This window comes from Agrobacterium sp., from assembly GCF_032092815.1.
Taxonomy (GTDB): Bacteria; Pseudomonadota; Alphaproteobacteria; order Rhizobiales; family Rhizobiaceae; genus Agrobacterium.
Genome location: NZ_DAMDBP010000001.1, coordinates 174,809 through 190,736, shown reverse-complemented (window position 1 = coordinate 190,736; position 15,928 = coordinate 174,809). Strand labels below are relative to the sequence as shown.

Sequence of the window (15,928 nt, the reverse complement as noted above, 5' to 3'; positions counted from 1 at the left end):
CGGGGAAACCCCGGATCGGTTTTCAAAAAAATAAACGGGGAATGTATGTCCGGTCTGGCCCTGAACAATATCGTCAAGCAATTCGGCACCTTCACTGCGGTCAATGGCGTGAGCCTGAATGTGCCGCATGGAACCTTTGTCTGTCTGCTTGGCCCTTCCGGCTGCGGAAAAACGACATTGATGCGTATGATCGCCGGGTTGGATCTGCCAACCAGTGGTACGATCCGCCTTGATGGCGACGACATTACCACCGTTCCCACCCATAAACGTGATCTGGGCATGGTGTTCCAGTCACTGGCGCTATTTCCGCATTTGACGGTGGGTGAGAATATAGCCTATCCGCTGCGCATTCGTGGTGCCAGCAAGGAAGAACAGAAAAAACGCGTCGACGAACTGCTGGCGATGATCCATCTGCCTGGTTACGCAGACCGCCCCGTGTCCAAATTATCGGGTGGTCAGCGCCAGCGCGTCGCCATTGCTCGTGCCCTGACCATTTCGCCAAAGCTGTTTCTGCTGGACGAGCCGCTTTCGGCGCTGGACGCCAAGCTGCGTGAGGCTATGCAGGTTGAATTGCGCCAGTTGCAGCAACGTCTGGGCATCACCACCATTGTGGTGACCCATGACCAGCGTGAAGCCATGACCATGGCCGATACTGTCGTGGTGATGAATGGCGGTGAAATCCGTCAGGCCGCAGCGCCGGTCGAGGTCTACCGCAAGCCGGCTGATACCTTTGTTGCCGACTTCATCGGCATGACCAATCTGATTGATTTTGCCGCTGATAGTGCGGGCCGTGCCGTGGTGCTGGGTGAAGCCGTGGAAGGTCTCTCCGTTTCATCGGGACTTTCCAAGGGCGTGATTTCAGTGCGCCCGGAAGATGTCGTGCTGACCGCACCCGGTCACGGCGCGATATCGGGAACCGTGACCTTCGTGCGCGACCTTGGGGGCACGATCGAAACCTTTGTTGAAGCCGGTGGCAAACAGATCGTTGCCGTCTCAACGCCAAGCGCCCGTCCGCAGGTCACGGTCGGGCAGAATATCGGCATCAAGCTTGGTTCCGACGTTTGCGTGGTGTTGAAATCATGAGACGGGAAGCGCCGCAAAAACTAGCCGATTACGGGCCGCTGCTGTTTCCAGCCCTGATGCTGATCGTGTTTTTTGTCGTGCCATTCGGTACGATGATTTCGGTGTCGTTTTTCCAGCGCCTGCAAGGCGCGTTTTATGAACCCGCCTTTGTGCTCGACAATTATGCCCGGTTCATGAGCCTGTTTTTCGGGCGCGTGCTTGGCTTTTCTCTGATGCTGGCGGTGTTGGTTGCCATCTGCTGCGTGGTCCTTGCGGTGCCGTTCACCTACCTCCTGTCGCGTTCGGTGCGTAAGGTGCAGGTTCTATGGCTGGTTGCCCTATTGTCCGTTCTGTCGCTGTCTGAGGTGATGATCGGTTTTGCCTGGTCGACCCTGTTTTCGCGCACTGCAGGTATTACCAATCTGTTTGTGGCAATTGGCCTGATGGATCAGGCAAAAGCGCTGACACCAAGTTTTGGCGCGGTGCTGACCGGTATCGTTTATCAGGCGTTTCCCTATACGGTTCTGGTGCTTTATCCCGCACTTGCGCGGCTTGACCCGACCCTGACCGAAGCGGCGCGCACGCTTGGCGCCTCGCCGGTCAAGGCGTTCTTCACCGTTGTGGTGCCAGCACTCAGAAGCACGATCATGGCAACGCTGATCATGGTGTTCATCTTTGCACTTGGTTGTTACCTGCTGCCGCAATTGCTTGGTCGTCCGCAGCACTGGACCTTGTCGGTGCTGATCACGGATCAGGCCATCTACCAGTCCAACATGCCATTTGCGGCAGCCATGGCGGTATTCCTTGTTCTCGTAACCCTTGGACTTGTCGGCTTGACGCTGTTTCTGGGACGCAAGGGAGAAGCGGCATGACCACGTTTCTGAAACGCCTTTTCTTCACGCTGGTTGGCCTGTTTCTGGCAATGCCGCTGATCGTGGTTGCCGGTGTGTCGGTCAATGAAAAGCAGACACTGGCCTTCCCGCCGCAGGGATTTTCCCTTTCCTGGTACGGTGAGATTTTTACCAATGTCGAATGGCGTAATGCGCTGTTTGCATCGGTCACGCTGGCTGCGCTTTCGGCGGCACTTGCGCTTTTGATTGCCCTGCCACTGGCATGGTTCCTGTGGCGCCGTATTGCACCATGGGCCAATATCTTTCAGTTGCTGGGTGTCGCGCCTTTTACCCTGCCGCCGGTTATCACGGCTCTCGGATTGCTGACCTTCTGGGCAACAACGGGCTTTTATGGCCAGCCATGGACAGCGGTAATCAGCCACGCGATCTTTTTCGTGACGCTGCCACTGGTGACCATCTCGCTCGGGTTTTCCTCTATTGATCGTTCTCTGGTTGAGGCGGCGTCCACCATGGGTGCCAATGACCGCACGATTTTCAGGACGGTCGTTTTGCCGTTGATCCTGCCCTATCTGGTGTCTGGTTATGCCTTCGCGTTTGTGCTGTCGCTCAACGAATATATCGTGGCCTACATGACGGTTGGTTTCACCATGGAAACCCTGCCGATCAAGATCTTCAACGCATTGCGTTACGGCTATACACCGACCATGGCCTCGGTGACCGTGTTGTTCCTGATGATTGCAGCTGTGGTGTTTGGTCTGGTGGCCCGGTTCGGTGACCTGCCGAAACTTCTGGGTGCCATGTCCTCCAACGACAAGTGAGTGCCATGAAGATCGCAGCTTTGCAGATGCAATCGGTGTTGGCAGATGTTTCTGCCAATCTGGCGCGTATTGAACACGCAGCGAAGGAGGCCGCCTCGCAAGGTGCTGCATTGCTAATTGCGCCGGAACTTGCTGTCACCGGTTACGGGGCAGGCGAGGCCATGGCGTCACTGGCATCTCCGGCCGGTGGCGAGGTTGAACAGCGTTTGGGCGAGATTGCGCGCACCCATTCGATTGCCATTGTGGCGGGGTTTGCGGAACGTGACGGTAACATCGTCTATAACAGCGCCCTGTTTGTCGATGACACGGGCAATAGCCACATTTACCGCAAGTCCCATCTCTATGGCGATTACGAACGCGGCCTGTTTACGGCCGAAAAACCCACAGCTGATGTGATCGACTATCGCGGCATCACCTTCGGCATGCTCATCTGTTACGATGTCGAGTTTCCTGAAAATGTCCGCCGACTGGCACTTGCCGGTGCTGAACTGGTGGTGGTGCCGACGGCTTTGCCGAAGGGAACGTCTGGCAGTTTCATTGCCCAGACATTGATCCGCACGCGCGCCTTTGAGAACCAGGTGCATGTGGCCTATGTCAATCATGCCGGCGGTGATGGAGCTTTCGACTATGCCGGGCTTTCCTGCATCGCGTCACCGGATGGACGTTACTTGGCGCAGGCATCTGAGCAGAGTGAGGCTTTGCTTTATGCGGAGATTGAACCGGATGCCTATGCGCAGTCTCGGGAAGAAAACACCTATCTGCGCGATCTCATTCAGAACGTATAAAATAACCCGGTAAAAGATCTCAGACTTTTACCGGGTCAATATTGCAGCCCGTTGCACTTCTAAGGCGTGCGACGGGTTTTGTTTTTGGGCGCTGTTAGCTGATTGTCATCAGGCTGGCATTGCCGCCAGCAGCCGTTGTGTTGACGCTGACCGATACTTCTTCCACCAGCCAGTTCAGGCAATAGGCCTGTTCTTCGCGCGCTACCTCTTCAGACGATGCTGCCTGGACCAGCACGAGCGGGCCGGGCAGGGCAGCAATCAGGCCGTTGACCTGCTTGATCTTGTCGGCGTCACCTTCAACCAGAGCGCCTGCAAATGGACCGGAATTCTTCCAGTCGGCAGACCACTTGATGCGGTTGGCAATGGTCTGCGGCAGGCCGGAGAGCAAGCCTTGCAGGTTTGCTGTCGTGTCAATGACCACTTCGTTGCCCGTCGCCAAAGCGGCAGACATCTGCTGGTAAAGGCCGTTTTCCGTTGCTGGAACCAGCAGAATACGACCGCGCGGGTGCAGTGCATAGACGTTGCGCTCACCAACCGGACCTTCCAGCTCGGTTTCATAACCGACTGCCGAGAGGTTTGCGGTGTTGCGGGCATTGGCAGCAGCTGATGTCTTGCCCTTGCCATTCAGCCATTTTGCAAAGTCTGCAATGGCGGCATCCGCCTTGCCCTTGTGCTTTTCTGCAAAGACCGGTGCCTTGGTGGATAGGCGGCCAAGATAGAGCGGACCACCTGCCTTCGGACCGGTGCCGGAGAGGCCACGACCGCCGAATGGCTGCACACCGACAACTGCGCCGATGATGTTGCGGTTGACGTAAAGATTACCCGCTTTGACGCGCGACAGGACATGGGCGATGGTTTCATCAAGACGGGTATGCAGACCAAAGGTCAGGCCATAACCGGTTGCGTTGATGTCGTCGATCAGCTTGTCGAGGTTGTCACGCTTGAAGCGAATGACGTGCAGAACCGGACCAAACACTTCGCGCTTGAGGTCGGACAGGTTTTTCAGCTCGATGATGGTTGGCGGCACAAAGGTGCCCTTGCCGGTTTCGCCAGCCAGTTCAATCTGTTCGATACGATTGCCAATCGAACGCATGCCCTCGATATGGCTTTCGATGATGCCCTTGGCTTCAGCAGTGATAACCGGGCCAACATCCACCGACAGGCGGTCGGTGCGGCCAATGCTGAGTTCGTGCAGAGCGCCCTTGAGCATGGTCAGCGTGCGGTCTGCGACATCTTCCTGCAAGCACAGGACACGCAGTGCCGAGCAACGCTGGCCGGCGCTGTCGAAGGCAGACGCAATCACGTCGAAGACAACCTGTTCTGCAAGAGCAGAGGAGTCGACGATCATCGCATTCTGGCCACCGGTTTCGGCGATCAGCGGAATTGGACGGTTGCCGGCCGAAACGCGTGTTGCCAGCTGGCTCTGGATGAGGCGGGCAACTTCGGTCGAGCCGGTGAACATCACACCTGCGGTTTGTGGAGCACCAACCAGTGCTGCACCTGTCTTGCCATCGCCTGGCAGAAGCTGGACGGCGTCAGCCGGCACACCTGCCTCGTGCAGAATGCGAATGCCTTCTGCTGCGATCAGCGGGGTTTCTTCAGCAGGCTTTGCGAGAACTGGATTGCCGGCCACCAGCGCTGCCGTGACCTGACCGATGAAGATCGCCAGCGGGAAGTTCCACGGGCTGATGCAGACGATCGGGCCGAGTGCTTTTTGCTCAGTTCCGAAATTGTTGCAGGCTTCTTCGGCGTAATAACGCAGGAAGTCGATGGCTTCGCGGACTTCTGCAATGGCGTTTGGCAGAGATTTGCCAGCTTCACGGATGATGAGGCCAAGCAATGTCGGCATTCTTGTCTGCATCAGATCGGCCGCACGTTCAATGATGGCGGCGCGCTCGGCAACAGGCAGGTTTGACCAGCTGGAAGCGGTAGCAGCCTCGAAGGCCTGCTTGACGTCAACTTCCGACGGTTCGGTGACGTAACCGACGATGTCAGTGTGGTCGCCAGGGTTGAGAACCGGACGGCTTGCGCCAGATGAGGCCGGGTGTGCCGCCTTCCACTGTATGGTCGTGCTGCCTGTCAGGGCTGCACTCAGGGCTGCAAGTGCATTTTCGTTGGCAAGGTCGATGCCGTCGGAGTTGCGACGCTCGGTGCCATAAAGGCCGGCCGGGCTAGCGATCTTGTCGTGCTGTGCACCGGGAATCGGCATGGATTTCACGATGGCAACCGGATCAGTTACCAAGTCATCGACCGGAACTGCAGGGTCGGCAATGCGATTGACGAAGGACGAGTTCGCACCGTTTTCCAGAAGACGGCGAACGAGGTAAGCAAGCAGCGTTTCATGCGTGCCGACAGGCGCGTAGAAACGGCACGGACGGTCCAGCTTGTCCTTGCCGACAACCTCACTATAAAGCGGCTCGCCCATGCCGTGCAGGCACTGGAATTCATAGTCGCCGATTTTGAAGTCCGGTCCAGCCAGATGGTAGACGGTGGCCATTGTCTGCGCATTGTGTGTCGCAAACTGCGGGAAGATCACATCACGGGCAGCAAGCAGCTTGCGCGAGCAGGCAATGTAGGAAACATCCGTGTGGATCTTGCGGGTGTAGACGGGGAAGTCTTCCAGACCATCCAGCTGCGCACGCTTGATTTCCGCGTCCCAATAGGCGCCCTTGACGAGGCGAACCATGATGCGGCGGTTCGAGCGGCGGGCAAGGTCGATGATGTAATCGAGAACAAATGGGCAGCGGCGGCCATAGGCCTGCACCACAAAGCCCAGGCCTTCCCAGTTGCCAAGATCCGGATCAAGCGCCAGCGATTCCAGGAGATCAAGCGAAAGCTCCAGACGGTCAGCTTCTTCCGCATCGATATTGAGGCCGATATCGTAATTTTTCGCCATCACCATCAGCGCTTTGACGCGCGGCAGCAGTTCCGCCATGACGCGTTCTGCCTGCGAGCGCGAATAACGCGGGTGCAGGGCCGACAGCTTGATGGAAATGCCGGGCCCACCATAAACGCCACGGCCGGCAGAGGCCTTGCCGATGGCATGGATGGCAGCCTCATAGTCCTTGTAATAGCGGTCAGCGTCTTTCGATGTGGTCGCAGCTTCGCCAAGCATGTCGTAGGAATACTGGAAGCCTTGGGCTTCATAAGGCTTGGAGCGCTGGATGGCTTCACCGATTGTCTGACCGGTGACGAACTGCTCACCCATCATGCGCATGGCCATATCAACGCCACGGCGGATGACTGGCTCGCCAGCGCGGGCGATCAGACGGGTGAGGGCGGAGGACAGGCCGGTATCGTTGACGGTAGAGGTCAGCTTGCCGGTGATCACCAGACCCCAGGTAGCAGCATTGACGAATAGAGAACGACCGCCACCAACATGCGACTTCCAATCTCCATTGGCGATCTTGTCACGGATCAACGCGTCGCGGGTGGCAGTATCAGGAATACGCAGCAGCGCCTCGGCCAGACACATCAGGGCCACGCCTTCCTGGCTGGACAGCGAATATTCCTGCACAAGACCTTCAACGCCGGTGCCCTTGGCCTTGCCACGCAGCGCCTCGATCAGCTTGCGGGCAGTAGAGCGGATTTCCTTGGCGGACTGCTCAGACACTGTCGCTGCCTCAAGCAGCGGCGCAAGGCATTCCTGCTCTGCGCGACGGTAAGCCTTGGTAATGGCCTGACGATAGGCATTCTGTTCCCGTATTGCTGGCGCGAACTGGTTGAAAACACCCTGAGCAGTTGATTTTTCATTCACACCAATGCTGCCTGTGACATCCGCCATCGGTTCGGTCCTTCCAATTTTCAATGCGTGAAATCGTTTGTTCAAAGGTGTTCAGAACTATTTCGCGCACCTTTTATCCTGGCTGAAACATAACATTTCGCACGAAATTGCATTGTCCTTATTTTTGCAATAAAATAGGCAAAACAGTCTTATTAAGCTCAACAGAAAGATCATCTGGATGGTTCAAGGTATAAAATCAGGCGATCTGGATCAATTCGATATGAAGATACTCGAGGCGCTCAGTGATGATGGCCGCCTTTCCGTGCTGCAGCTTTCAAAACAGGTCGGTCTGTCGAAAACACCGTGTCAGGCTCGGCTGAAAAGGCTGATCGAAGATGGTTACATTCTCGGCTTTCGCGCCACGCTCAATCCCACCAAATTGGGTCTTGAACATATCGCATTTACCGAAGTGAAGCTGTCGGACACACGCGAGAAGGCTCTTGAGGATTTCAATGCTGCGGTACGAAAAATCAAGGAAGTCGAGGAATGCCACATGATTGCCGGCTCGTTCGACTATCTTCTCAAGGTCAGAACGACAGATATCCGCAAATATCGCCGGGTGCTTGGTGAGAAGATATCAAGTCTTCCCTCCGTTTCCAACACCTCAACCTATGTGGTGATGCAATCGGTCAAGGATACCGGGATCTGATTGTAGGGATTAAAAAGCCACGGACCGTGCTTTTAGCAGTCAAGCCGTTTTGTAAAGGAAAAAGGTTTGGAAGCGCGATCTTCCAAACCTTTTCTTTATCAGCGAAGAATGGCGCTGGTGGTGACGGCGGTCATCTGGGCGTCAGGCCCGAATTCACGCTCGTCTTCAATGCCAAGCAGCTCCTGGAGGCGCAGGCGTGCGCGACTGACGCGGCTCTTGATGGTGCCAACCGGGCAACCACAAATTTCGGCTGCTTCTTCGTAAGCAAAACCGGAAGCACCAACCAGCAGGATGGCTTCACGCTGGTCATCGGGCAACTGGGCCAGTGCCTGCCGGAAATCCTGGAGGTCAACCGAACCGTTCTGTTCTGGCGGTACCGACAGCTTGGCAGTAAAGGCACCGTCTGTGTCCTGGACTTCGCGGCCTGATTTTCTAATCTGGCTGTAAAACTCGTTGCGCAAAATGGTCACAAGCCATGCCCGCATATTGGTGCCGGGTTGATAGCTTTCCTGTTTTGCCCAGGCTTTCATGATGGTGTCTTGTACCAGATCGTCCGCGCGGTCGCGGGATCTGATCAGGGAAATGGCAAAGGCACGCAGGTTTGGAAGCGCGGCAAGCATCTCACGCTTGAAGTCGCGCTCATTCTGATCCGAAGAACCGGTCATCGCGCCTCCGACGTACCGGCTTTACGCTCGGCTTCATCCAGTTTTTCGAGCAGATCAAGAAATTTGTCGGGAATACCTTCGTCTTGAACAGCGTCGTAGAGTTCTCTTAACTTGCGGGAAATAACAGTACGCCCGGAGGCTGGAACCGCAGGTCCATCCACCTTTCCTGCAATATCGTCATCTGTTTGAAAATCACTCATATCTCAAAGCAGTCCTTTCATCGCCGTACAATAAAATGCGGCAGCCAAAAAAGAGTTCCGAAGGTGTGGAACTTTTTTTCAAGTGTCGTGTTTACACACGGATTTGCACCGCAAATCGCATGTAAGGGGAGAATTATTAATGTCAGTTTCCACTCGTATAGCGCCTCACTTGCCCTATTTGCGCAGGTTTGCGAGAGCCGTGTGCGGTTCCCAGACCACTGGTGACGCCTATGTTGCTGCGAGCCTTGAGGCTTTGATTGCAGATGTCAGCATCTATCCAAAGACCAGCAGCGACAGAGTTTCACTCTATCAATTGTTTGTCTCTATTTTTGGTTCCGTAAACATCAATATTAACCCTGATGAGCCTTTGAGCGGATGGGAAAAGCAAGCATCGGCAAATCTGGCTGCATTGCCACCATTGCCGCGTCTGGCATTTCTTCTGACCACCGTTGAAGAGTTCAGCGTCAGTGAAGCGGCAGAGGTTATTCAGGTCACTGAAAAGAAACTGGGTGAGCTGATCGACACGGCTGCTTCGGAAATTGCGCGTCAGGTGGCGACCGATATCATGATCATCGAAGACGAACCTTTGATTGCCATGGACATCGAGCAGATGGTCACCGACCTTGGCCACAATGTCACCGGTATTGCCCGGACCCACAAGGAAGCAATCGAGTTGTTCAAGACAACCCGGCCGAAAATGGTGCTGGCGGATATTCAGTTGGCGGATGGCAGTTCTGGCCTTGAAGCGATGAACGAAATTCTCCAGTCGACGTCGCTGCCGGTCATCTTCATCACCGCTTTCCCGGAAAGATTGCTGACGGGCGAACGCCCAGAGCCAACCTTCCTGGTGACCAAGCCGTTCAACCCGGACATGGTGAAGGCGCTGATCAGTCAGGCTTTGTTCTTCAATGAAAACTCACGTGCTGCCGCTTAAGTGATGTGTCCGGTCATGTCGGGGCAGGAGCAGTTCTCTTCCCCGGACATGGATGTCCCTCATAACATCCGCAATGCGGCAGTTATGACATAGTTCAAGGAGATCATGATTGCACCGTCTGGCTTGGTACACGCCTGGGCAGGATGAGCAGGAATTACGTGAATCGCTGATACTGGCTTTGCTGGACTCCGGCGAAACTGTCATGCTTCAGGATTGTTCCTCTAACTACATCTTCATTGCCAATCTTCCGGATATTTGGGGTGTTCCTGCTGGTTGTGAACCCAATGATGAAAACCTGTTCGGGTCGGAACTGGCTCACAGGCTTTCAGAATTGCGCAGGGGCCTTACGGTGTCCGGCGCCAGTGGCATGCTGGAGGTTGCAGCGGGCGAAGACCGCATCTTCCAGTTTTCCGCCTACACCACACTAACCCGTGGTGAGCAGCTTGTTGTCAAAACGACGATCCGCGAAGTCACAGCCGAACGGCGGCGTGAGCAGTTGTTGCGGTCGCTGTTGCGTGAAGTCAGCCACCGGTCCAAAAACCTGATGGCGATCATTCAGAGCCTTGCGTCACAGACGGCACGCTTCACACTGTCCAAGGATGAATTTCTGCGCAAATTCAGAGGTAGGTTGCATGCGCTTTCGCAGGCGCAGGACCTAATTACGGATTCTGATTGGAGGGGTGCATCGGTATTCGATCTGCTGCGCCAGCAGGCCAACCTCTATCTACCTGAGTATCCCCATCTCGTTCGCATGCATGGTGAAAACGTGCTGTTGAACCCCAATGGTGCCGTTTATGTCGGGTTGGCCTTCCATGAGCTTGTGGTCAATACCATTTCTCACGGAGGCAATCTGGCAAGCCATTTGCCAGTGACATTGCACTGTAGCCGCATTCAAAGCGATACCGGCGATCAGTTGGAGCTTCTCTGGGAAGAGCCGCTTTCAAACCGGCCCGCCGATAGCAAGCCTGCCGAACCCAATCCTGGTGAAGCCAAATCTAAAGGCCAAAAGCAGAATGCCAATTTCGGCAGTGTCGTTCTCGAAAAAGTGGTTCCGGCCGCATTGGCGGGTCAAGCAGCCTATGACATCGAAACCAGCCATATCCGCTATCGCCTGACATTCCCAATATGAATTTGGCGCTGCATGAACTCATGTGAGCCAGACGACATTATAGCCCTCCTGATGCCTGTGGTGTCGGAGGGTTTTTCTTGTGGCCGCATGGCGGGGCAAAAAACCGCATAAAAAAAGCCCGGTTCGGGGGCTGAACCGGGCTTTTTTATACAGGTCTTAGGGCGGGACCTGCATAAGCCGAAGGAATGACGGGGGACGGGGTAACATTCCTGGCTTGCAGTAAGAATGCGCGTGCATTCATTTCGTTCCGCAGAAATTAATATTTTTCTTCGGCCGTGGAAGACTGTGCCGATTTCATGAAAAATCGCTGAGGCGCTGTGAGTGTCCAGACGAAGCCTGTGACGGCATAATCGATATCAACAAGGCCAGAAAACGCGCCTTCAGCATGCCGCTTGACGATGGTCGACCCAAAACCCTTGCGGCTTGGCGGGCTGGCAGGAGGGCCATTTTTTTCACGCCAGCAAATGGTGATCATCTCCTGACCATCTTCTCTTTCAGAGTGCTGCCATTCAATTTCAACGATACCGTCTTTGACGGACAGCGCGCCGTATTTAATTGAGTTTGTGGTCAACTCGTGCAGGATCAGGCCGAGGTTCTGTGCTGCCTCCGGCGACAGCATGAAATCTTCACCCTTGTTGATGACCTGCTGGCTTACGCTGCCGAACACATCAAGATGCGTTTCGATCAGTTTGTTGATTGGCAACCCCTGCCACTGGGTTTCCGTCAGGGCGCGAATGGACATCCCAAGTCCGCGCAGACGATGATCGACTTCCTTCTGGAAATCGGCAATCGAGGTGTTTTCGCGGGCAAGCTGTCGCATCATAGCCTGAACGAGGGTCAGGATGTTTTTGGATCGATGCACCAATTCGTGCAAAACCAGCAGCATCCGGTCCTCGGCTTGACTGCGGTCGAACGACGCGTTGGACAGTGCAATCGCCACCTGGTTGGCTTCGGTGATTTTTGTTTGCACGGGTGCGACGATTTCACCCTGACCGATGCGTTCGGCCATGTCGGTGATTTCTAGGATCGAACTGCGCAATTGGCGACCAACAATGTAAGCCCCCAATATGGCGCCGAGCACCATCAGAACACTGCCGATCATCATGTTACGCCAGGTGCTGACCAAGGCGGCCTGGCTGGAGGCTTCAGGACCCCAGATGACGGTTTTCCAAGACCAGCCGAGAAATTGGGAATAGGCAAAAACATTGCCTTCATCATCGAGGAAATTGCCGCTGAAACTGCTCATGCGGCCAAGTAGGCTTTCCTCGGTAAAAGGTTTCCCCGGGACGACATTGTCGGGCGAACTTGAAATGATCACCCGGTCGGCATCATCCAGCACAGCGACCGACCAGCCGGCCGGCAGCTTTTCAGTGGAGATCAGCGGACGCAGATCAACGGCATTCTGCGTCATGATCAAGGCATCACCCGCAGCTGCCAGCCTCGGTGGCAAGGGCAGGGTTACGTTGAATACCCACTGCTGGCTGGTATTGCCAAAGAAGATGTTGGACACTGAAATCCGGTTTGTCGATAATGCTGTCGCCAAATCGGCTTGAGCAGGCACCTTGCCCAATGCTTCGTTTGATTGGACACGTGTGTTCAGCTTCTGCTGTCCATCTTTGGTCGCAACAATGACATACAGCCCCTCTTGAGCAAGGCTTGTATGGATTCGCCGTTGAAAGGCCGGCAGGTCGTTGCTTTCGAGTTCGGGGAACTGTGCCAACAAATTGAGGGATGTTGCCATTTCCTGCAGCCGTCGTTCGATGCTGCGGCTTATCGCTCTGGCGTCTTCCACTGTTTCACGTTGCAGGTCGGTACGTTCATCTGCTTGCAGCTTGAACATGAGGAAGCCGGTAAACAGGATCAGCGGTAGCGTGACCACAGTGGTCATCACCACAATATATGCTCTTAAAGACGCAACTGGAAACAGATGTCCAAGCCATGCTCTGAGTTTTTCGATGATCCAGTTCCTTGTCGATCGTGCGGCTGGTTGCTCTTTCCAAGTGGTAAGCAGAAATACCAAAGTGACGCCACATTATGCGATGCTTTGGCAATTTGGAAGTGGGATGCCTCGGTGAAACTAGGGGTGTTGTTACAAAAAAGCAAAGGGATTTCCGTGTGTTGGGCATTATGTCTCAGAAAAAGGGGAACCATCGCCGATGTTATGCCGTTTGCTTATCGAACCGCAAACAAGATCGAACAAATCGATTTTTGCAAGTTCTAGAGAGGATGAAAGGAAGGTTCGATATGAAGAAGACACTCACCATTATCGCTTCGGCTGCACTGCTGGGTTCAACTGCTTTCGCACCAATTGCGATGGCGCAGACCACACCGGCCCCTGGCGCTCCAGCAAGCCCTTCGATTGAAAGCCCTGCTCCAGCCCCGGCTGAGCCAACGGCGCCGGCTGCACCCAATGCGGTTGCGCCTGATACCGCTGCAGCTGCAACGGGCGAATATCTGACCGAGCAGTCTGAACAACAGGTCAGTGCCAATGACTATATCGGCAAGGCCATTTACACATCGGGTGACGAAAGCATTGGTAATGTGACCGACCTGATCATTGAGGAAAATGGTGGCATTGATGCCGTTGTGGTTGGTGTTGGCGGTTTCCTGGGTATTGGCGCGAAGAATGTCGCTCTACCAATCGACAAGGTAACTGTAACACGTGACGCAGAAGCTGGCACAGTTCGTTTGACGACGATGGAAACGGCGGATGCTCTGAAGGCTGCTCCTGAGTTCATGACGCTTGAGGAAAAGCGTAATGCGCAGAATGCCCAGGCGCCAGCCATGCCTGATACGTCTACAACAACATCCTCGACCACTCCGTAAGGGTTGATTGTGTTCAAATAAAAAGGCGGTGCCGTGTGCACCGCCTTTTTTCATGTCTGTCGATCAGAGATATTTCAGCCGTTGTGTTTGGAATGCCATTCCCAAGCCGAGCTGATGATGTCCTTCAGCGTGTATTGCGGGTCCCAACCCAAGACCTCGCGCGCCTTGTCATTGTTGGCAACCAGTGTGGTCGAGTCACCCTCACGACGCTCTGCATAGGCCACCGGGAATGGACGTCCGGAAATCTCGGAGATCGTGTTCAGCAATTCCTTGACGGTGGTGCCGGTGCCGGTGCCGAGGTTCAGTTCAACCGTTGAGCCGCCCGCCAAGAGATAGTCGACCGCCCGCACATGGGCGTCAGCAAGATCCAGAACGTGGATGTAGTCGCGCACGCAGGTGCCATCACGCGTATCATAATCGGTACCGAAAACCTTGAAACCTTCACGGCGACCAAGTGCTGCCTCCAGTGCCAGCGGTATGGCATGGGTTTCTGGTGTATGCCATTCGCCGATACGGCCTTCAAAATCAGCTCCTGCCGCATTGAAATAACGCAGGATAACCGAGCGCAGGTTTTTGTAGGTCCCGAAATCCTTCAGAGCCTGTTCAATGATCAGCTTGGTGCGGCCGTATGGATTGATTGGTGCTTGTGGGTGTTGCTCATCAAGTGGCACCCGTTCAGGAAGGCCATAGGTCGCGCAGGTGGATGAAAACACGAAGGCATCAATGCCGGCATTCAGCGCGCAGGAGAGCAGGGTCAGTGCACCAATGACGTTGTTGTCGTAGAAGGCAACCGGTTCCTTGACGGATTCTCCGACTTCGATCAGCGCCGCAAAATGCATCACTGCTTTTGGTTTGTGCTTTGCGATGACCTCGTCGAGACGTGCACGATCTCTGATGTCGCCCCGTTCAAAGGGTCCCCAGCGCACAAATTCTTCATGTCCGTTGGAAAGATTGTCGTAAACGACCGGTTCGTAACCTCTTTCGGCAAGCAGGAGGCATGTATGGGAACCGATGTAACCTGCTCCACCGACGACGAGAATTTTTTCTGGCATCCACAGTCTCTCAAATATTGAACCCATGCGTTTCATGGCATGGTTTCCGGATCGAGGCCAGTGACGCGGATAAATTGTTACGGCAATATATTGCAGCAGACGATATCCGGCCGTCCGTGGACCGCCGGATGGAGTGTTATTTGCGCACGATTGGCCGGGCAGCCAGAAATGCGAGCACACCGGCAACCGCCAGTGTCACGTAGGGCCGTGATTGCATGGCGTTGCCAACCAATGACTGCACGACAAGCGGTGCCATCGCCGCTTGCGCGACGCCGGGTGGCGAACCATAGGCGCGTGGCCTGTTCATGATCGCCAGGGAAATGAGTGCGATAACGCCAAGCAGGAACGCGATACCAGCAATCAGCAAGGCGGCGGGGCCGGCACCAATTTCCTGTGCCAGATAAATTGCACCACCGATAATACCAAAAATGGCAGCCAGCAGAAAGCTGAACAGGCAAAATACCCACAGCATGGCTTTGCAGCGCATGCGGCGGGTGACCAATCTGCCCTCACGTTGGGTGTCGCTGAGGTAAACGAGCAAGGTCTGGAGCATGACGTTTATTTAGCGACGGTTGATGACGGCGAGCATAAAGCCAACGGCGACAGCAATGCCGAGCGACTGAAGGGGCTTGCGCTGCACCTGTTCCGCCAGGCTTTGATTGAGTGCGGAAAACTCGTCGCGAACATTTTGTGCGGCCTGGGTGGATGCGTTGATCGCTTCATCCGTCACACGACTTGCCTGCGCCTTGAGTTCATCACCCGCATCAACGCCAAGGGCTTTTACGCTTTTGGCAAGACCGGCTAGATCTTCACGCAACCGCGCCAACTGCTCGGCAATATCCGCAACATTGTCGTTTTCCAGAGCCTGATCGATCTTTTCATTCACGTTGCGTGGTCCAGCCATGTGTTGTCCCTTTCAGTTGTTTTTGTGTGAAAGCTCGCGTTTTAAGTGTTTCACATATACCCGAAGAAGTAGAGAAGAATAATGATGGGTAACGGAATGCCCACCATCCACAAAACTATGCCCTTCATTTCAATCTCCAGTCTGGCCTATGCACCCAGATGTTCGAGCGAGTACGTTCAGCCAATTGCTTGATCTGCGGCATAAACATCTTCGATGAGCATATTGTTCCATCGTGACGCGCAATTTACGGAGCGGCAGGGCGCAGACGG

15 protein-coding genes are annotated in these 15,928 nt (G+C 54.9%); 8 read left to right on the top strand and 7 right to left on the bottom strand.

Annotation, left to right across the window (positions count from 1 at the left end; genetic code table 11):
• The first annotated feature begins 45 nt into the window (after positions 1-45).
• The 4 genes from RT613_RS00855 to RT613_RS00840 are packed head-to-tail and all read left to right on the top strand — an operon-like array spanning position 46 to position 3,516.
• Entirely contained in the window at positions 46-1,083 is a 1,038-nt protein-coding gene (locus RT613_RS00855) for an ABC transporter ATP-binding protein (RefSeq protein WP_313612199.1), read from the top strand.
• Complete coding sequence (locus RT613_RS00850) at positions 1,080-1,934, top strand: ABC transporter permease (protein ID WP_313612198.1); 855 nt, start codon at positions 1,080-1,082, stop codon at positions 1,932-1,934. The genes RT613_RS00855 and RT613_RS00850 overlap by 4 nt, the downstream gene beginning before the upstream one ends.
• The gene (locus RT613_RS00845; protein ID WP_313612196.1) at positions 1,931-2,731 is read left to right on the top strand and encodes an ABC transporter permease; all 801 of its coding nucleotides are present in this window, start codon (positions 1,931-1,933) and stop codon (positions 2,729-2,731) included. Before RT613_RS00850 ends, RT613_RS00845 begins: the two co-directional genes overlap by 4 nt.
• Before the next feature lie 5 nt (positions 2,732-2,736).
• Positions 2,737-3,516: a carbon-nitrogen hydrolase family protein gene (locus RT613_RS00840; protein WP_313612195.1), complete on the top strand. Its 780-nt coding sequence runs from the start codon at positions 2,737-2,739 to the stop codon at positions 3,514-3,516.
• A gap of 94 nt (positions 3,517-3,610) precedes the next feature.
• Here the strand turns inward: RT613_RS00840 and putA are convergent, their stop codons facing one another.
• Positions 3,611-7,300: a trifunctional transcriptional regulator/proline dehydrogenase/L-glutamate gamma-semialdehyde dehydrogenase gene (gene putA, locus RT613_RS00835; protein ID WP_313612194.1), complete on the bottom strand. Its 3,690-nt coding sequence runs from the start codon at positions 7,298-7,300 to the stop codon at positions 3,611-3,613.
• Positions 7,301-7,478: 178 nt separating this feature from the next.
• Between putA and RT613_RS00830 the strand changes: the two genes are divergently transcribed.
• On the top strand, positions 7,479-7,949 hold the full coding sequence (locus RT613_RS00830) for an Lrp/AsnC family transcriptional regulator (protein WP_313612193.1): 471 nt from the start codon (positions 7,479-7,481) through the stop codon (positions 7,947-7,949).
• 98 nt (positions 7,950-8,047) lie between these two features.
• On the opposite strand, the gene RT613_RS00825 is transcribed toward RT613_RS00830, so the two are convergent.
• Together RT613_RS00825 and RT613_RS00820 are read right to left on the bottom strand one after the other, a co-directional pair.
• Positions 8,048-8,614 (bottom strand): RNA polymerase sigma factor, encoded by a 567-nt coding sequence (locus RT613_RS00825; protein ID WP_313612192.1) that lies wholly within the window; start codon positions 8,612-8,614, stop codon positions 8,048-8,050.
• A complete protein-coding gene (locus RT613_RS00820; protein WP_313612190.1) occupies positions 8,611-8,814 on the bottom strand; it encodes a NepR family anti-sigma factor in 204 nt (67 codons plus the stop codon). The genes RT613_RS00825 and RT613_RS00820 overlap by 4 nt, the downstream gene beginning before the upstream one ends.
• Positions 8,815-8,953: 139 nt before the next feature.
• Here RT613_RS00820 and RT613_RS00815 point away from each other — a divergent pair, with 139 nt between their 5' ends.
• Positions 8,954-9,748: a response regulator gene (locus RT613_RS00815; RefSeq protein WP_313612189.1), complete on the top strand. Its 795-nt coding sequence runs from the start codon at positions 8,954-8,956 to the stop codon at positions 9,746-9,748.
• A gap of 109 nt (positions 9,749-9,857) precedes the next feature.
• Positions 9,858-10,877: a sensor histidine kinase gene (locus RT613_RS00810; RefSeq protein ID WP_313612187.1), complete on the top strand. Its 1,020-nt coding sequence runs from the start codon at positions 9,858-9,860 to the stop codon at positions 10,875-10,877.
• Positions 10,878-11,133: 256 nt separating this feature from the next.
• On the opposite strand, the gene RT613_RS00805 is transcribed toward RT613_RS00810, so the two are convergent.
• Entirely contained in the window at positions 11,134-12,765 is a 1,632-nt protein-coding gene (locus RT613_RS00805; protein WP_313612258.1) for a sensor histidine kinase, read from the bottom strand.
• A gap of 356 nt (positions 12,766-13,121) precedes the next feature.
• On the opposite strand from RT613_RS00805, the gene RT613_RS00800 reads away from it, so the two are divergent.
• Positions 13,122-13,703 carry a PRC-barrel domain-containing protein gene (locus tag RT613_RS00800; RefSeq protein ID WP_313612186.1) on the top strand — a complete coding sequence of 194 codons (582 nt, stop codon included), beginning with the start codon at positions 13,122-13,124 and terminating at the stop codon, positions 13,701-13,703.
• A 74-nt stretch (positions 13,704-13,777) separates the two neighbouring features.
• On the opposite strand, the gene galE is transcribed toward RT613_RS00800, so the two are convergent.
• The 3 genes from galE to RT613_RS00785 all read right to left on the bottom strand — a co-directional run bounded on the left by galE (position 13,778) and on the right by RT613_RS00785 (position 15,659).
• The gene (gene galE / locus RT613_RS00795) at positions 13,778-14,755 is read right to left on the bottom strand and encodes a UDP-glucose 4-epimerase GalE (protein ID WP_313612185.1); all 978 of its coding nucleotides are present in this window, start codon (positions 14,753-14,755) and stop codon (positions 13,778-13,780) included.
• Positions 14,756-14,891: 136 nt separating this feature from the next.
• Complete coding sequence (locus tag RT613_RS00790) at positions 14,892-15,308, bottom strand: hypothetical protein (RefSeq protein WP_313612184.1); 417 nt, start codon at positions 15,306-15,308, stop codon at positions 14,892-14,894.
• 9 nt (positions 15,309-15,317) lie between these two features.
• Positions 15,318-15,659 (bottom strand): DUF883 domain-containing protein, encoded by a 342-nt coding sequence (locus RT613_RS00785; protein WP_313612183.1) that lies wholly within the window; start codon positions 15,657-15,659, stop codon positions 15,318-15,320.
• Positions 15,660-15,928: the final 269 nt, after the last annotated feature.